The organism is Clostridium sp. 1001271B_151109_B4 (assembly GCF_015670405.1).
Taxonomy (GTDB): domain Bacteria; phylum Bacillota; class Clostridia; order Clostridiales; family Clostridiaceae; genus Clostridium.
Genome location: NZ_JADPBQ010000004.1, coordinates 50,257 through 68,476 on the forward strand (window position 1 = coordinate 50,257; position 18,220 = coordinate 68,476).

Annotated in this window: 15 protein-coding genes; 1 reads left to right on the forward strand and 14 read right to left on the reverse strand. The window is 28.2% G+C overall.

What is annotated here, in order from left to right:
- Nucleotides 1-154: 154 nt before the first annotated feature.
- The 14 genes from eno to I4V63_RS04090 form a co-directional block, all read right to left on the reverse strand.
- Nucleotides 155-1,450 carry a phosphopyruvate hydratase gene (gene eno, locus I4V63_RS04025; protein WP_042395681.1) on the reverse strand — a complete coding sequence of 432 codons (1,296 nt, stop codon included), beginning with the start codon at nt 1,448-1,450 and terminating at the stop codon, nt 155-157.
- A gap of 100 nt (nt 1,451-1,550) precedes the next feature.
- Nucleotides 1,551-2,948: a glycoside hydrolase family 1 protein gene (locus I4V63_RS04030; protein WP_196000016.1), complete on the reverse strand. Its 1,398-nt coding sequence runs from the start codon at nt 2,946-2,948 to the stop codon at nt 1,551-1,553.
- Nucleotides 2,949-3,121: 173 nt separating this feature from the next.
- On the reverse strand, nt 3,122-3,706 hold the full coding sequence (locus I4V63_RS04035) for a protein kinase (RefSeq protein ID WP_196000017.1): 585 nt from the start codon (nt 3,704-3,706) through the stop codon (nt 3,122-3,124).
- Nucleotides 3,707-3,953: 247 nt separating this feature from the next.
- The gene (locus tag I4V63_RS04040; RefSeq protein ID WP_196000018.1) at nt 3,954-5,132 is read right to left on the reverse strand and encodes a glycosidase; all 1,179 of its coding nucleotides are present in this window, start codon (nt 5,130-5,132) and stop codon (nt 3,954-3,956) included.
- A 3-nt stretch (nt 5,133-5,135) separates the two neighbouring features.
- On the reverse strand, nt 5,136-6,308 hold the full coding sequence (locus I4V63_RS04045) for an AGE family epimerase/isomerase (protein WP_196000019.1): 1,173 nt from the start codon (nt 6,306-6,308) through the stop codon (nt 5,136-5,138).
- Between the two features lie 245 nt (nt 6,309-6,553).
- Nucleotides 6,554-7,495: a 1,4-beta-xylanase gene (locus tag I4V63_RS04050; RefSeq protein ID WP_196000020.1), complete on the reverse strand. Its 942-nt coding sequence runs from the start codon at nt 7,493-7,495 to the stop codon at nt 6,554-6,556.
- A 15-nt stretch (nt 7,496-7,510) separates the two neighbouring features.
- Entirely contained in the window at nt 7,511-8,113 is a 603-nt protein-coding gene (locus tag I4V63_RS04055) for a hypothetical protein (RefSeq protein ID WP_196000021.1), read from the reverse strand.
- Between the two features lie 163 nt (nt 8,114-8,276).
- Nucleotides 8,277-9,167: a carbohydrate ABC transporter permease gene (locus I4V63_RS04060; RefSeq protein ID WP_243280442.1), complete on the reverse strand. Its 891-nt coding sequence runs from the start codon at nt 9,165-9,167 to the stop codon at nt 8,277-8,279.
- Nucleotides 9,157-10,041 (reverse strand): sugar ABC transporter permease, encoded by an 885-nt coding sequence (locus I4V63_RS04065; RefSeq protein ID WP_196000022.1) that lies wholly within the window; start codon nt 10,039-10,041, stop codon nt 9,157-9,159. The genes I4V63_RS04060 and I4V63_RS04065 overlap by 11 nt, the downstream gene beginning before the upstream one ends.
- 129 nt (nt 10,042-10,170) lie before the next feature.
- A complete protein-coding gene (locus tag I4V63_RS04070; protein WP_196000023.1) occupies nt 10,171-11,469 on the reverse strand; it encodes an ABC transporter substrate-binding protein in 1,299 nt (432 codons plus the stop codon).
- Nucleotides 11,470-11,940: 471 nt separating this feature from the next.
- Nucleotides 11,941-12,651, reverse strand: coding sequence for a GntR family transcriptional regulator (locus tag I4V63_RS04075; protein ID WP_196000024.1), 711 nt, complete (start codon nt 12,649-12,651; stop codon nt 11,941-11,943).
- A 38-nt stretch (nt 12,652-12,689) separates the two neighbouring features.
- Nucleotides 12,690-13,607, reverse strand: coding sequence for an ROK family protein (locus I4V63_RS04080; protein ID WP_196000025.1), 918 nt, complete (start codon nt 13,605-13,607; stop codon nt 12,690-12,692).
- 62 nt (nt 13,608-13,669) lie between these two features.
- Nucleotides 13,670-14,992 (reverse strand): extracellular solute-binding protein, encoded by a 1,323-nt coding sequence (locus tag I4V63_RS04085; RefSeq protein WP_196000026.1) that lies wholly within the window; start codon nt 14,990-14,992, stop codon nt 13,670-13,672.
- Between the two features lie 24 nt (nt 14,993-15,016).
- Nucleotides 15,017-16,270 (reverse strand): helix-turn-helix domain-containing protein, encoded by a 1,254-nt coding sequence (locus I4V63_RS04090; protein WP_196000027.1) that lies wholly within the window; start codon nt 16,268-16,270, stop codon nt 15,017-15,019.
- Between the two features lie 99 nt (nt 16,271-16,369).
- Here I4V63_RS04090 and I4V63_RS04095 point away from each other — a divergent pair, with 99 nt between their 5' ends.
- Nucleotides 16,370-18,136, forward strand: coding sequence for a histidine kinase (locus I4V63_RS04095; protein ID WP_196000028.1), 1,767 nt, complete (start codon nt 16,370-16,372; stop codon nt 18,134-18,136).
- Nucleotides 18,137-18,220 lie beyond the last annotated feature (84 nt).

An 18,220-nucleotide genomic window follows, 5' to 3' on the forward strand; every position in this document is an offset into this window, starting at 1 on the left:
TCATCTATAATACAATAAGTATAAAATATCCCTTACCTTAAAAATACCTAATAAATATGAATAAAAGCATGTAAATTTTTATAGCTACTCTACGTATTTATAATACAAAAGTCGTACTCTAAAAAAAGTACGACTTTATAATTTAACTTATTTATTATTCCTTAATGTTAAAGAATGCTTTTTTGCCCCTAAATTCTGCAACATCATCAAGTTCTTCTGAAATTCTAATTAATTGATTATACTTAGCAACTCTTTCAGATCTTGCAGGAGCACCAGTTTTAATTTGACCAGCATTTACAGCAACAACTAAATCTGCAATAGTAGTATCTTCAGTTTCACCACTTCTATGAGAAATAACTGCTGTATATCCAGCTCTATTAGCCATTTCTATAGCATTTAAAGTTTCTGTTAAAGTACCTATTTGATTTAACTTAATAAGAATTGAGTTAGCAACGCCTTTCTTAATTCCTTCTTCTAATCTTTGGGTATTAGTAACAAATAAATCATCACCAACTAATTGAACTTTCTTACCTAATCTATCAGTAAGTAGCTTCCAACCTTCCCAATCTTCTTCGGCCATTCCATCTTCAATAGATATAATAGGATACTTATTTACCCAATCTTCAAAGAAATCAACCATTTCTGAAGCAGTTAAAGTTTTTCCTTCATTTTCTAGTACATACTTACCATCTTTATAGTATTCAGATGATGCAGCATCTATAGCTATGAATATATCTTTTCCTGGTTCATATCCAGCTTTCTTGATAGCTTCTAAAATTACTTCGATAGCTTCTGCATTACTTTTTAGGTTTGGTGCAAATCCACCTTCATCACCAACACCAGTAGAATATCCCTTATCATTTAAAGTTTTCTTTAATGCATGATAAACTTCTGCACAAGCTTGAACTGCTTTATCAAAATTATCAAATCCAACTGGCATAACCATAAATTCTTGAAGGTCAACTGAATTATCTGCATGTGAACCACCATTAATAATATTCATCATTGGAACTGGTAATACTTTTGCATTTACTCCTCCAACATATTGATACAAAGGTAATCCTAAATAATTAGCCGCTGCTTGTGCTACTGCTAATGAAACTCCTAGTATAGCGTTGGCTCCTAAATTACCCTTATTATTTGATCCATCAAGTTCTATTAGCATTTTATCAATATATGTTTGATCAAAGACATTACATCCTATTAATTCTTCAGCTATTGTGTCATTAACATTTTCAACAGCTTTTAAAACACCTTTTCCCATGTAATAATCTTTTTTGCCATCTCTTAATTCAACTGCTTCATAAATCCCAGTTGATGCTCCTGAAGGAACTGCTGCTCTCCCCATTGTTCCATCCTCTAGGTAGACTTCAACTTCAACTGTTGGAAAACATCTTGAATCTAATATTTGTCTTGCAACAACGTCTACAATCTCAACAAAATTTTTCATTTTAAATCCTCCTTATTTTTAGAAATAAATGAAATTTTTATTTTTTTCTAAAATATCTACCTAATTATTTTTTACAGTGGAAACAAATAATATTCATAAATTAAAATCCATTATTTTTTACTACTTCTTTTATCCATCTTCCAGATTTTTTTATTGTTTTCTTTTGGGTTTCTAAATCAACAGCTATATATCCATATCTATTTTTATATGCATTTGACCATGACCAGCAATCAATTGGTGTCCATGAATGATATCCAAAACAATTAGAACCTTCTTCTATTGCTTTATGAAGATACTGTAAATGTTCTTCAAAAAATTCTATTCTATAATCATCTTGAATAACTCCATATTCATCCTTATATTTTTCTTCGCCTTCAACACCCATTCCATTTTCAGATATATACCAAGGAATGTTATTGTAATTATCTCTTATGTTAATAGCTATATCATACATAGCTTGGGGATATATTTCCCATCCTCTATATGGATTCATTCTCTTTCCTGGCATATCATAATAATCAAAATGTTTTTCAGGGAACCATCCTCTTGAATTATCAAATTCAGACTCCTTAGCTTTTACTCTTCTTGGTTGATAGTAATTTACTCCCAAGAAATCAATAGTATTTTCTTTAATTGTTTTCATTTCCTCTTCAGTAGAATCCCACATTACATTATTTTCACTTAGGATATCTACTAATAATGATGGAAACTCTCCCTTTATTGCTGGATCTAAGAATGAATAATTAAATATCGTATCTGCTATTCTAGCTGCATTTAAATCATTTTCGTTATTACTTCTAGGATATGCAGGAGTTAAATTTAATACTATTCCAATCCTTCCACCATCTTTATCACACCCAAGCTCCTTAAAATTTTTTATAGCTTTTGCTGATGCTAAGTTTAAATTATATAAAGCTTGCATTGCCTTTTTTCCACTAACCAACTTTGGATAATGAAATTGATATAAATATTGTCCTTCAACAACTACCATTGGTTCATTAGATGTTGTCCAATATTTAACTCTATCACTAAATAATTTAAATGCTGTTTTTGCAAACTTTGCAAATAACTCAACTACATATTTTGATTCCCACCCACCATACTTATCATATAGTTCTACCGGTAAATCAAAATGATGTAAGTTCATTACAGGTATCATTCCATTCTTAATCGTCTCATCTATAACATCATTATAAAATCTTATTCCATCTTCATCTGCTTCGCCAGTTTCTAAATCCTTTATAAGTCTTGTCCATTGAATTGAAGTCCTAAAACTATTTAATCCAATTTCTTTAAGCATAGATAAATCTTCTTTATAACTATTATAGAAATTAGATGTAACCTCAGGTCCTACTTTGTTAAAAAATGCTTCTGGCTCAACCTCATACCAATAATCAAATATACTTTTGTGTGGTTTATTAAAACTTCCTTCACATTGTGGCCCCGATGTGGCAGATCCCCACCAAAACCCTTTTGGAAATATATTTTTTTTGTTCATAAGTTCTCCTCCTAACCTTTTCTTGGTAATAATACCCTTGCACATATTTTACTATGCTCTAAACAATAAGTCTATACTTTTAATTTAAAATAATATATTTTTATTTGAGTGGTTATGTAGTTTTCTACATAAGTTAAGAGATGCCATTTATAGCACCTCCTAACTTAATAATATTACTGTTCTTTCGAATAATATTTATTTATTTTTTCTTCCCATTCTAAAGATTTCCTTCTATCGATAATATAAATACCGCTCAAGAACTCTTCTAATACATCAATTCCATCTAAACCTTTCATTAAATGTCTTGGATAATCAACCTTTCTTGAGTAACATTGTTTAGGGTCTATAACCTTTACTCTTTCATTTTTATTTACATATATATCCCTACATCTAGCATCGAGCTTAGTAAACTTTAAAGATTTAAATTCATTGAATAATCTATATAAGTTGTAAATTAATTGCTGACTTAACCCATTTTGTTGAATATAATGATCAAGTCTTTTACCATTGACCATTTCTCTTAATATATAATACTCTCCGCTCTTATATATCCTAGGAAAGTATTTAGATCTTTTGACCTTATATAATATATCAGCTTCACTTTTACAAACATTTTTATCAGTAAATATTTTTATTGCTTTATTTCCTGGTACTTCATAAACAATACCATTATGTCCTTCACCTAATAACTTAGCATCTTTAAATAGACTTTCTACCTCTTTATCAAAGTCTGCTGAATATGCATATGTCCTAGCCATTGTATCCTACCCTTTATTAATATTTCTACTATTATATTAATTAATGTATGCATTTATAACAACTATTGCTAGTTACATGTTTTCATCTTGAAAATTTATAACAAAATAAATAATACGTAAAAATAATTAAATAAAAGTTTCAATTTTATTTTTCATTATCAATTACTATTTATATATTTATCCTTAACTTATTACAAAAACAAAGGCAACTCCATTTCTGTAATCGCCTTTATTTTTGTTAGATATATTATTTTTCATTCTTTAGCAGTTCTTCATTTTTATTTATAAGCTCTTGTCTTTGTGCTGTACAAAGAAGTGCTCTATATGGATCTGCTGGTGTATTGAATGTGTAATCTATTAATTTATCTACTGTAGTTGTAGCAACATGTAATCTAGTATCACTTGATGCATAGTAGATATTAACATTGTTATTTTCATCTACAGTAAGACCGTTACAGAATATAACATTTGATACATCCCCAACTCTCTCATCATCATAAGGAGCAATAAAATGTCCTCCTGGTAATGCAATAATTTCTGTTGGATCTTCTAATGCTGTTGCAAAAGTATAAAGAACATATCTTAATCCTGCTGCAGTATTTCTAACGCCATGTCCTACATGTATCCAGCCCTTTTCAGTTTTAATTGGAGCTGGACCTTGTCCATTTTTTACTTCATAAACTGTATGATATTTCTTCTCATGCATTATTTTTTCTTCACTAACAACAGGATTAGTCATATCATCACAATATCCGTAAGCAATTCCTCCACCTGATCCTGTAGAAATAAATCCATCTTGTGGTCTAGTGTATAAAAGGTATTTACCATTTACGAATTCTGGATGTAATACAACATTTCTTTGTTGTGGAGATGGAGTTTTTATATCAGGTAATCTTGTCCAAGTTTTTAAATCAATAGTTCTTACTAAACCTGCTTGTGCCACTGCTGAAGATGTATCTCCTGGTGCTGCATCTGGATCTTTCCTTTCAGAGCAGTAAATTCCATAGATATAGCCATCTTCATGTTTAACAAGTCTCATATCATAAATATTAGTTTCTTCTTTACAAATATCTTCCCATTGTATTAATGATTCAAATCTAAAATTATCTAAACCATTTTCACTTGATGCTAATGCAAAAATAGATTTTCTATCTAACCCTTCAGTTCTTACAACTAAATAATATCTTCCATTTAAATAAATAGCTCCTGCATTTAAAGTTGCATTTACTCCTAATCTTTCCATGAAGTAAGGGTTAGTTTCTTTATTTAAATCAAATCTCCATTCAACTGGTACATGATGTCTAGTTATTACTGGATATTTATATCTATCATAAACACCGTTATACCAAGTTGTATCTATTTCATTTTTTCTTGTTATTAATTTTTCTTGTTCTTCTTTTACTGCATAATATCTTTCATGTATCATATCTTATTCTCCTATTCTCTTCATAAATTCTAAACAAAATCTTCCATTATGATAAGGTGTTTTCCAAGGTTCAATAACACTTCTCTCTGTTGGTTTACCATTTGGTTCTATAGACCAATACCATTCTCCACTTTCTCTTGGATCAATCATATTTTTCATAGTATATGTCATTAAATTATTAACTATATTTAAGAATGATTCATCATGAGTTCTTTCATAAGCATTTAAATATCCTACCATGGCTTCAACTTGAACCCACCAAACTCTTGTATAATCTTTAACTCCATTTTCTGATTCATTAATTAACGAACCATCTTCTTGAATTTCCGATTTAATATTATAAGCTATGTCAATTATCATTTTTTCAATAGCTTCATCTTTTAAATTTAATACTTTATAAGCATCGTCTATCAGCCAGCTTGCTTCAATATCATGACCATATGATTTAACATCAATGATTGTATTCCATTTGCTATCAAAGAATATCTTTAATAGGTGCTGCTCTTTATCATAAATTTTATTATAGAAAGTATATATAAGTTCCTTTAATCTCTCACCTACAACTCTATTATTAGTTACAGAATAAAGATTAGTATAACCTTCTAAAACATGTAAATGTGTATTAGTTGTAATTTCAGCAATAACGCCATTTTCACTTAACATTTCATTTGGAGTGATATTCCATTCTCTATTAAACTCTTCTAAATACGCTGAATTTTCTTTGTTGAATCCAATATTTTCAACCAATGAGAATAAATCCATTGCTAAATCTAAGGCTTGTTTATCTTTTGTTGCTTTATAATATTCACTTAACGCATATATAGCAAATGATTGACAATATACATGTTTTCTAGTGTCTATAGGACTTCCTAAGTAATCAACCATCCAATACACACCTTTGAATTCTCTATCTATCAATTTATCTCTTAAAAATTCGTAAGCATGTGTTGCAGCTTTTTTATATTCTTCATTTTTTGTTGCACAATAAGCCGCTGAGAAGAACCATAATATTCTTGATGTTTGAATTCCACCTTTTTCACTTGTCTCATTAACTTTAAGATCATAAGTTACTTCTCCATAGAATCCACCATTTTCTTTATCAATTAACTTAAGCCAAAATGGTCCTAAATTATTTAATAATTCTTCTTCGGCCTTCTTCCTTAAATCGTAAATCATTTAAATATCCTCCACTTCCTATATATTAATTTTGAAATAATTTTCTTTCAAAACAAACTCACTATATAGTGGGTTACACAATTATAATATGTTAACATTTTCATCTCTTCAATTAATCTATATTAAAATCTTATTAATTGCTAATTTTTAATAATATTTGTATGTTTTTTATTTTTTATAAATAAAAAAAGCTATAAAATCAAACCTATTTATTGATTTTATAACCTCCATCCTATTATATTAATTTATTCACTAAAATACTGAAAAATCAAATTTTCAGCTTTTTTAAACTTAACAGTATAATCTTTTTCATATTTATCCTTTGCATTTTGAGGTGATTTAATTGGCCAATCCCATAAGCAAAATCCTTTGATAAATCCTCTCTTAGAACTTTCTTCAAAAAGCTCTTTAAAATAATTATATTGATTTTCTTCACAAACTTCTCCTGTTTCAATCAAAAACCAATCATTAGGCATCTTCGAAGCACCTTTAACTGATGGACATCCTGCCTCTGTAAATATAAAAGGTAAGTTAAATTTTTTACATACTTCTTCAATTCTATCTAATTCCTTAGAAATTGTACCTACTGGATAATATCCCGATGCTGAAATATAATCTAATACACCCCACCATTTAACATTATGCTCCTGATATTTATCACAATTATATGTTAATGCTCCATTATATATTTCCCTTATATTTTTCACTAAGTATCTCCATTCATCACACCTATGATCAGTTCCTACTAATTCACAGCCTATTATAAGAATATCAACATTATTCTTTTCACAAAATTGAGCATAATGAATTATATACTCACCATAACTTTTAAACCAATCTTTCCATTTTGGTTCACACGGAACATCCTCATCAAAAAATCTAATATATGCTCTCCAATATCCATCTGAAACATTTAACATTGGCTTAACTAATATCTTTAAACCCTTATTTTTAGAGTATTTAATTAAATCTTCTAACTGATTATCATTAGGCATATGACTGCCTGTCCAATCTATTGTTGTTGAGTAGCAATGATCTTGCTGTGCTGCAAAAGCAAATGTTACAGCATTTATATTACAATTTAAAATTTGATAGTCTATTTCTCTTTTCGCCTCTTCTAAATTAAAATCATTTTTCCAATGCCATGTTATAAAGTTAAAACTTTTTATGTCAAATTCTAAGTTCATAAAAATCTCCTTAATTTATCTATTTATCTTTACTGCATCTATAGTGCTTCTATTTATTTTTACAAACATAGCTGAAATAATAGCAATAGCTAAAATAACTAAAAATTCTTTTCTAAATATTCCTACTGCCATAAATAAAGCAAACAAAACTGTTGTTGTAAATAACTTTTTAGGTTCCATAAACATTATTGCTAATGCATCAATATATTTAATAGGTTTTTCTTTCGCAATTACATATAAAGAATAATATCCCCAGTACATCGTTATAACTATATATAAATATACAAAAAAATAATTTAATGTACTTGCAACCTGTGAATCTATTCTTCTTAACATAAATATTGCAATTACTAAACTCAATGTGTATAAACCTGTTATTATTGCAGGTTTTTTATTATCTTTAAAATATTTTTTCATTCCTGTGTTAAATATTTTTAAAACACCTGAATATCCATCAATTTCATCATTGAATAACATTATTGAAATCTCTATATTAGTAAAAACTACTGGAACTATTGTTAATGCAAATAAACCTATTGCAAGATAGCATATAGATATTATATTGGTTATTAGTAAAACATATAAAATATGAACGAATCTAAATGTCTTTTCCTTCATTATTATCACCTCTAAAAATTAGTTTAGAGTTAGTAGTTTTTAGTTAATAGTTAAGGATGAAACTACTAACGCAGTTTCCAAAATATATTTTTTCTTAATTCAGCCAAAGCTAAATTTACTCCTTAACTACTAACTATTAACTCCTAACTCCTAACTACCAAAACTATTTTACCGCTCCTGCTGTAAATCCGTTATAAATATATTTTTGTAATGATAAGAATACTATTAATGTTGGAATCATAATTAAGATAACCCCTGCACAAATAACATTCCATTGTCCACCATATGGTCCCATGAACTTATAAAGAGATGTTGCAAGTGTTCCCATATTATCACCTGGTGCATATAAGAAAGGTGTATAGAAGTCATTATAAATACCAACTCCACGAATTATTATAATTGTAGCTATAGCTGGCTTTAATAGTGGAACTATTAACTTTCTAAATATATAGAAGTATGATGCACCTTCAAGCATTGCTGCTTCATCATTTGAATATGGAATAGAATCCATAAACTGCATCATTATGAAAATACTCATAACATCTGCTCCTAAATATAACACTATTGGAGCCCAAAGACTATTATATAATCCAAGTTTACTCATTATTTGGAATGTAGCAACTTGAGTAGTTACCATTGGTAAGAACATTGGCACCATATAAACAAGTAATATTGCTTTCTTTAGCTTAAAATCAAATCTATGCAATACATATGCAACCATTGCTCCAAGTAAAATTGTACCTGTTAATGAAATTACCATTATGAATGCTGTATTAAAGAAACCTCTCATCATTCCACCTTGTATGAATGCAGTTTTGAAGTTATCTAAATTTAAAAAACTTTCTGGTAATGCTAATTTGTTTGAAGAGTAAAATTCATTATATTCCTTAAATGATGCTAAAAATATAGTTACTATTGGAAGAAGAAATACAATTGATGCTACTATTAATGATAAATATTTTAATGTTTTAAAAAATATACTTTTTGCTCTTAAAGCAAGTAGTTCTTTATCCATCCTTGCTTTTGTTGCATTTACTTGAGTGCTACTTTGCATACTCTTTTTCCTCCTTAAAGAATATATTTTGAATTAATGCTACTGCTGCAACTATAAGCATTACTATAACAGCCATTGCTGATGCTTTACCTACTTTATTGTAAGTGAATGCTGTCTTAATTGTTTCAATAACAAATGTTGAACTTCCATTTGATCCACCAGTCATGATATATGGTATTTCAAATACTGAAATTGCTCCTGAAATATTTAGTACTAAGTTTAATTGGATTATTCTCTTAACTGAAGGTATATAAATATACCTTATTTTTTGCCAATCTCCTGCACCATCTAGATCTGCAGCTTCTAAAACTTCATCTGAAATTGATTGTAAAGCTCCTAAGAATATAATAAAGTTATATCCAAAAAATCTCCAAATTGATGTAAATGCTAAGGAGAAATTAACATAATGAGCATCTCCAAGCCATTGTCTAATTATACTATCTAGTCCTAACATGCTAAGTACAGTATCTAATGTTCCATTTGGTTGGAAGAAGAATAAAAACATTAATGATATTGCAACCCCATTGATTAAATAAGGGAAAAAGAATAATGACTTAAAGAAACCTTTACCTTTAATTTTAGAATTAATTATTACTGCAAAAACGAATGCTAAAGCTAACTGTATTAAACCGCCAACAAAATAATATAAACTATTTTTTAATACCGAGAAAACTTCTGGATCGCTAAATATATTTATATAATTCTCTAGTCCAATAAACGTCTTAGCTCCATATCCCTTCCAATTAGTAAAACTGTAAGATATCATATTTATTGCTGGTAAATATGTAAATACAAACAGTAATGTAAGTGGAATTAGTAAGAATAGTGCTATTATAAATTTCCTTTGTGTTTTGTAACTTACATTTTTAAACACAGTTTCTCCCCCTTTACGACCTCTTTCCTTTAATACTTCTATGCTCTATTTACATTAATTTAGAGACTTTAATATATAAATAATTTAATAAGTGGGGGAAAATCCCCCCTAATTTATCTATACAAATTACTATTGAGATAATTTTTCTTTGTTAGTATTCCACTTATTGTTATAATCTTCAATAACTTTATCGAAGTCTGCTCTGCTCTTCTTAGCAGCTATTACAGCATTTTGGATGTATTCACCAACCCAGAATTTAGTTCCTGCTTCGTTAGCTATTTCAGTAGTTAAATCACTTGCTGCTTGATCTGCTTCTGCTGGATCTGCAAACATTAATTCAACACCAGATTCTTGATATTCTTTAACAACTGGATTTCCAGAAGTAAGCTTTTGATTAGCAGGAATAAATCCACAACTATCTAAATAATCTAAAGAATTAGCAAAGAATATAGCAAAATCTTTAGCTTCTTCTTTATGTTTAGAGTATTTACTTACACCTAAGTAGTTATCTGGACCTGCACCAGCCTTTAATTCCCCTGAATTAGTTGCTGGGAATGGAGCAATTGCAATATCATCTGAATTTGCTGCATTTGCTTCTTGAATTTGTGATACTGCCCACATACCTAAAGTCATCATACCTATTTTACCGTTAGCCATATCAACTTTTGATTGTTCCCAGTTAGTTGTAGCTAAATCAGCTTCAACCCAGCCTTCACTAACAAACTTATAAAGAATTTCTAACATATCTCCTGTTGGCTTTCCAGCTGAGAATGGACTTTCCATTGATCCCATATCTCTATAGTAATATGGATTTCCATAAATTACAGAAGAAACAGCATCATATTGGCTTAATGGCCACATATCAGCTGAGTTAATAGCTACTGGAATTACCCCTTCTTGTTCACTAATTTTTGCTAATGCAGTATATAATTCATCTAAAGTTCTTGGGAATTCATCATAACCAGCTTCAGCAAATACTTTCTTGTTATAAACAACACCATCTGCCCCTAATCCATTTGGAATACCATAAACTGTATCAGTATTTAAATCAGCTCTCTCACTTACTCCAATGTAATCGCTATAATCATCTACTGATCCTAACGGTTCAAAGAATTCTCCTAATTCATCAGCTTTGAACGCTGGTAATATATTCAATACATCTCCGTAATCCTGAGTATTCATTCTTGTTTGAACTATACTTTCATAATCAGTAATTGCTTCCCATTCTATTTTTACACCTTTTTCTTCATAGTACTTATCTGCAACTGTTTTTAACACTGTGTCTTTTATATCTGTCCTATGTGTTAAAACCTTTAAAGTAACTTCACCTTTTCCATCTCCACCATCAGAAGTTGTTGATGAACACCCTGCAAAAAGCGATGTTGCTATTACACTTGCACAAATAACACTTAATAATCTTTTTTTCATTGTAATCCTCCCCTTGAAAATTCATCTTTTCCTTATCATTCAGCAAACGTTTTCCTGTTTACATTTTTATTTTACAAACTTTTAATTCACTATTCTATGTTTTCACCATTACAGCATAATTTTGATTTATAAATCGTATAATTCATTTATAATTACATAATTATCTATTAATTTTTGTTAGTTCTTCTAATAACTCTATTTTTTATGTTCTAAAAGTACTTTTAAGGATAAAAAAATAGGCAGAACTTATAATTCTACCTATTTTAATAGCAACTTAAGTTTCTTCAGCCGCTGAGTATACCGTATGTAACTTCCACTAACTAAAGCTAAGATTTAGAGTGTCAGTTAAAATTTGGAGTTTTAAGCAAGTTCCATTAACTAAATCAAGATTTAGAATACACCTTAAGGAAACTCGACTCCTTTCAGTCGCTGAGTAAGTTCGATTAACTAAATCAAGATTTAGAATCTCACTTATATAACTGTTATGGTTTTAAATTCGTATTTATCATATCTATGTCTTGCAAAAGAATATTCAAAGGCTTTCCCATTCTCTAAATAAGCAATTCTCTCAACCTCTATAACCGGTTCATCACTTTTTAGCTTCAAATGCTCTTTATCATTTTCATTACTTTTATCTGCTCTAATAGTTGAATGTGCACTTTGTATTTTTAATCCTAGCTTATCTTTAATATATGCATATATAGACCCTTCAACATCATCAATTTTCAAACCTGGAATTATATTTATTGGCATATATGTTTTTTCAATAACTGTTGGCTCATCATCAATATACCTAACTCTATTTATTAGATATACAAAGCTATCACTTTCAAGCTTCAACATATTAGCAATCTTATCATCGGCATTAATTACTGTGAATTTTAATACCTTACTAGTAACCTTATGACCTATACTATTATATGTTAATCCTGAAAACTGCTTTTTATCTATTATTCCATGTATCTCTTTTTCGGTGATATCTTTGATAAAAGTACCAGATCCTCGTCTTTTAACAATTAACCCCTCAGAAACTAATAGATCTAAAGCTTTTTTTACAGTCATTTTACTTACATTATATTTTTCACATATCTCTTTTTCAAAAGGTAATCTTTCATTTGGTTTATATATACCTTTAAGTATATCTTCCTTAATATCAATTGCTATGATCTCATATTTATTCATTTAGCACTTCCTCTGTAATTATTATTTAAAATAATAACCTATTTGATCTCAATTGGCAACTCCTGCTTTTGAAGAAAATTATATAAAGCGCCTAACTTATTAGCATCATTCCCATAGACACATTTTCTTATTACTGGTATAACTGTTGCATACTCATTGGTATCTAATATTTCTTTAACCCTATTAGTAATATCATCAATTATACCTTCTCTTTCAGAAATCGCTCCACCTAAAATCACAGTTTCTGGATCATATGTGTACTGTATATTAATTATACCTATAGCCATATAAGTGAAAAATTTATTAACTTCTTCAATAGCAATTTCGTCTCCATAATCATATAATTCAAAAGCCTTTTTACCATCAAAACTATTAATATCTACTCCTTTTCTCTTTGCTATAGCTTTAGCCAGTGCAAAAGTCGATCCAACATCACTCCATACTAAAAGCTTATTTTTTTTAACATCACAATCAACTATACAATATCCAAATTCACCACCATGCATATGTGCACCTGTATGTATTCTCTTATCTTTTACAATTGCACCACCAATTCCAGTTCCACAAACAATAAATGCAGAATCATCATTATCTTTAGCTGCACCTAACCAACATTCACCTAAAGCTGCACAATTTGCATCATTCTCTATTTCAACCTTTAACCCTGTTTTTTCTTGTAATATTTCTTTAAAGTTAATTCCATAAATATATGGTATAGCAATTTTACTCTTTATACTTCCTTCTACTGAATCAACTGCCCCAGGTGCGCTTATTGCTATACCCTCCAATAAGAATTGCACTTTATGAGTTTCAACTAAAGAAGCCAATTCTTCAAAAAAACCTTCTACCGTTTCAGAAATCCCAATTTTACCACTAATCAATATTTCTCCTAAATTTGTTATTACTGACCATTTAACGGCTGATCCCCCGATATCATATACCATATAATTTGCCATCTCTACCCTCCATAAGTAAATAAAATCATCAATACCTTCTAATAAGTATATACTTTAACTTATTATTTGTCTATACTTTTATCCTTCTGTTTGCTCATTTCATCCCACTTTAAATTAATATCATTAATTAATCTATCTATATCATCATCAATTATAAATCTCTGAACAAATGCAGCATCAATTCCAAGTTCTTTCTTTATTTGTAAAAACTCATCTTCTAATCTAGCTGCCTCTGATGATTGTCTACTAATATAATCTGAGTAAGTGATTATTGGAATATTCAATTCACCTAACTTTTCAAGCACTTCTTTTGTATCCATATCATCCTTCAATGGAGACATTATGTTAACTGCATTTGCATATCTGTTATCTTCAAATATAAACTTTAAAAACTCCTTTGCTGTCTCTGGATTATCAGTATTATTTGAAACAGCATACATATAATCACCATATATTTTTATAACACTGGTTTCTGGTATAGGAAACATCCCTAATGAATCTATATTCATGCCCATGTCTTCTAACTGATATATAAAATCCGAATTCCAAATTGCCATAGCAATTTTCCCCTCACTCATATCATTTTTAAACTGTTGCCAATCATAATTAAACAAATCTTCTTCAGCATATCCTCTTTTAACAATTTCACGTACTAAATTTAAAGACTTATACATTCCCCCATTGCTATCCATTATCTCCTTATCTTCATTCATAACATCATTTGAAAGATTATTATCAAACAAATGTGGTATAACATCTGCCCATAAATCCATAGTCCACGATTGTCTATAATTAACAGCAATAGGCGTTACCCCTATAGCCTCTATTTTACTACACGCTTCAAACAATTCATTAATTGTAGTTGGTAATGAATCTATATTAGCTTCCTTGAATATATCTTTATTATAAATTACTCCTTGCCATGTTATTGATGTATTTAAGCAATACAAGTTATAATCATTACCAGTTCCCATAAAATAATTATAAATATTAGAATCATCAAATCCCAAATCATCTAAAGGTAAAAAGTAATTTCTATATTCACTTTTTGAAATTGTTGATGGAACTAATGTTATATCAGGTAATTCACCAACTGATGCTTTTCTTTGTAATATGGATTGGGCATCACCTATTAACTCTAAATTTACATTAACATTAGGGTGGATTTCCTCAAATTCTTTTATTAACGCTTCAATTTCTACACCCTTATCAGTTCTGTTACTTACGAAAGTTATATCGCCTTTTAAATTACCATTGATTTTAACTTCAGTGTTAAGATTCATTCCCATAAACAAAACGCTCATTCCCATTATTAGAATCATTGATGCAATTAATATTAAAATTATTATTTTTTTATTATTGCTCATATTCTCCATATTACTCATATTTATACCCTACCTTGTTGTACTTTACGCCCTAATCTTATTATTTCTAAAGCTATTTGGTGTTACCCCTGTAATCTTTTTAAAAGCTCTTCCAAATGTAATTGAATCGTTATACCCAACACTTTCAGCTACTTCATATATCTTTAAATTTGTTGTAACTAATAACTCTTTTGCCCTTTTAATTCTATAGTTTGATAGAAATTCATAAAAACCTTCTCCAGTTTCTTTTTTAAATAACTCTGATAAGTAATTTTGACTTAAAAACACTTCATCAGCTACATCCTTTAAGGTTATATTCTTATTGAAGTTTTTTGTTATAAATTGAATTGCTAATTTAATTGATGTTGCACTATATACATTTTTATCATCTTCTAAAATATCTGATAATTCATTTAAGTCATCAACATAATACTTTTTTGCATTTTTATTGTATAGCATTTTCTCTTTAACTTTTCTAACTAATTTAGAATGCTCTCTTACTTCCCAAACCTTATTAGTACACTCTAATATAAATACACTCATTCCATTATCTATAAATACGTTTGATTTTTCATCAATTTTATTTGTTACATCAGTAATATTACTTATTTCATTTACATTAAAATAGAAAACTATATAAACGTTATCATTGTAAAGAAAATATATATATTCAATTTTATTATTGATAGAAATTTCTTTAAAATAGTTATTTAATATTTTATTATTAAATTCCTTATTCTCTTTATTTATTGGAATTACAATCATTTGATAGTAATATCCTTCATCTAATTGTATATTCTCTAATAAAGTTTTATCTGTTTTTATGTTAATATCTGAACTTGAAAATAATAAATGCTTAAAAAAATCCTTCTTTATAACTTCAATAGATTTAGTCATAATTTTATCTTTTTTCTTTAATTCTTGAATTTTTATTTCAACCTCTTCTACAACCTTCTTTAATTCATCCTTTTTGATTGGTTTTAATAAATAATTAAATGCTCCGTATTTCATAGTATCCCTAACATATGTAAACTCATCATACCCACTTAACACTATAAATATCGGCGGATGTTTTAATTCCTTATTAGCTTTCTCTACGAACTCAATTCCCGTCATAATTGGCATTTTTATATCAGTTACTACTAAGTCAACTTGTCCATCATTTGCTTTTAAATATTCAAATGCTAGCAGTCCATTCTGAAAATCTCCAACTATTTCATGATTTTCAAATAATTTATTCAATATTTTTATTAAACCCATTCTAATAATTTTATCATCATCTACAACAATTATTCTCATATAACCTCCTAATATTGAATATTTTTGAAATTTACTATATATTTAAATTAACACAAATTTTATGATATGAAAATAAATTTTTTCATAATAGGGGATTTTATGATTTTAAATAACAATTTATCAATAAAAAAACTTACAATCTTAACTTTCTTAGTTATGTATTCTTTATTTTTCGTAATGACAACGATTAATCTATATTCCTATTCACAATATGAGTTTAGTAAAAATGATAAACTTATTAAAAATTTTAATACAACTCTTAGTAATCAGATTTACGAAAAGTTTAATAACCTTTCTGAAGTATCAAAGTATCCTTTAATAATACCTGAAATAGACAAGCTACATTCTACTTTAACTTCGGATGAAAAATATGATATAGCTGATTATAATTATTTAAATTATCTTTGTGAAATGATGCTTATTCAAAGTAAATCAATAACTGGTGCCTTCATTTATAATTTATCTGGCGAGGGTGTTTTCTCATCTAGAAATACAGCTAATTCTATAATAAAAAATGCTTTATCTGAAGAATGGTTTTCTAGTGCTTTAAATGACTCTAATGCAATTACATTTTTGCCAAACATGAAATCAGAAGATATTTTTCAATATACTTCATCTAATAACAATTTATTGATTGGTGTAGCTCGTCAAATAATTAATTTAAAAACTCAAGAAGTTACAGGTATTTTATTATTAACGCTTCCTATAGATGAGCTATTGAGTACTTTAACTAAAGATTTACCATATGATAATCAAATTCTTTCTTTATATACTCCTAATGGTGATTTAATAATATCAAATAATTATGAAATTAACTTTAATAAGTATTTTAAAGATTTTAACGCTATTAGTGATTCACCAGTTATTAAGACTATTACTAATATAGACCCATATGTAACTACATCTAACACAATACCTTTAACTAATTGGGTGCTATTAAGTGCAATACCTAATGCATCTGTATATACTATTAACAGCTTATATATCTTCTCTTTTGTTACTAACATTGTATTTTGTTCTATATTGTTTTTAGTTTTATACAATTTATTTATTAAAAGAATATTTAACCCAATTAATTACTTAATAGATAATATGGCTAAAAGTAATATTGAAAGTAATTTATCATCCAATCTGTTATACGAAAGAGAAGATGAAATTGGTATTTTGGTTAAATCCTATAATGAAATGAAAAGCCGTATACATGACTTAATAAATATTAATTATAAAAATAAAATTGAACAAAAAGATCTAGAACTGAAACAACTTCAAAATCAAATTAATCCACACTTTATCTATAATACCTTAGAATCTATTCATATGATGGCAGAACTTAATGATGATGAAGAAACTTCTATAATGGCTGAATACTTTGGTTCCATCATAAGATATAGTATGAACAGAAAAGTTAATACTGTTAAACTTAGGGAAGAACTTAATATAATAGATAATTATATTTACTTACAAAAGATACGATTTGATCAATTATTTGTTATTGAAAATTTAATCACTGAAGATGTAATTGAATGTGAAATAATAAAAATGATAATTCAACCTCTTATTGAAAATTCAATTTATCATGGACTAAGTGAATGTAGTAGTGATGGTAAAATAATTATCCAAGGTCAAAAAGTTGGTAATGAATTACTTTTAACTATTTCCGATAATGGTATTGGTATTGATACTGAATTACTTAAAGATTTAAATGACTATATAAATGATAAAAACAATAAATTCAAAGGAATCGCCCTAAGAAATATTAATAGACGTTTAAAACTTAATTATGGAGAAAAATATGGTCTTGAAATATTTAGTGTTTTAGGCAAAGGAACTTCAATGGTTTTAACTTTACCTTATATCGTTAGATAATTTCCTTTTAATTAAAATAAGCTGAGAAAATAAATTTTCTCAGCTTATTTCTATATATCACGAAGTTCTTTATGGCATTATTTA

What these genes read in the sequence shown, in the direction of transcription:
- I4V63_RS04060 (WP_243280442.1), bottom strand. Translation starts at nt 9,167, where the DNA reads ATGCAAAGTAGCACTCAAGTAAATGCAACAAAAGCAAGGATGGATAAA.
- I4V63_RS04075 (WP_196000024.1), bottom strand. Translation starts at nt 12,651, where the DNA reads ATGAATAAATATGAGATCATAGCAATTGATATTAAGGAAGATATACTT.
- I4V63_RS04030 (WP_196000016.1), bottom strand. Translation starts at nt 2,948, where the DNA reads ATGAACAAAAAAAATATATTTCCAAAAGGGTTTTGGTGGGGATCTGCC.
- eno (WP_042395681.1), bottom strand. Translation starts at nt 1,450, where the DNA reads ATGAAAAATTTTGTTGAGATTGTAGACGTTGTTGCAAGACAAATATTA.
- I4V63_RS04040 (WP_196000018.1), bottom strand. Translation starts at nt 5,132, where the DNA reads ATGATACATGAAAGATATTATGCAGTAAAAGAAGAACAAGAAAAATTA.
- I4V63_RS04070 (WP_196000023.1), bottom strand. Translation starts at nt 11,469, where the DNA reads ATGAAAAAAAGATTATTAAGTGTTATTTGTGCAAGTGTAATAGCAACA.
- I4V63_RS04045 (WP_196000019.1), bottom strand. Translation starts at nt 6,308, where the DNA reads ATGATTTACGATTTAAGGAAGAAGGCCGAAGAAGAATTATTAAATAAT.
- I4V63_RS04080 (WP_196000025.1), bottom strand. Translation starts at nt 13,607, where the DNA reads ATGGCAAATTATATGGTATATGATATCGGGGGATCAGCCGTTAAATGG.
- I4V63_RS04095 (WP_196000028.1), top strand. Translation starts at nt 16,370, where the DNA reads ATGATTTTAAATAACAATTTATCAATAAAAAAACTTACAATCTTAACT.
- I4V63_RS04035 (WP_196000017.1), bottom strand. Translation starts at nt 3,706, where the DNA reads ATGGCTAGGACATATGCATATTCAGCAGACTTTGATAAAGAGGTAGAA.
- I4V63_RS04085 (WP_196000026.1), bottom strand. Translation starts at nt 14,992, where the DNA reads ATGAGTAATATGGAGAATATGAGCAATAATAAAAAAATAATAATTTTA.
- I4V63_RS04055 (WP_196000021.1), bottom strand. Translation starts at nt 8,113, where the DNA reads ATGAAGGAAAAGACATTTAGATTCGTTCATATTTTATATGTTTTACTA.
- I4V63_RS04090 (WP_196000027.1), bottom strand. Translation starts at nt 16,270, where the DNA reads ATGAGAATAATTGTTGTAGATGATGATAAAATTATTAGAATGGGTTTA.
- I4V63_RS04050 (WP_196000020.1), bottom strand. Translation starts at nt 7,495, where the DNA reads ATGAACTTAGAATTTGACATAAAAAGTTTTAACTTTATAACATGGCAT.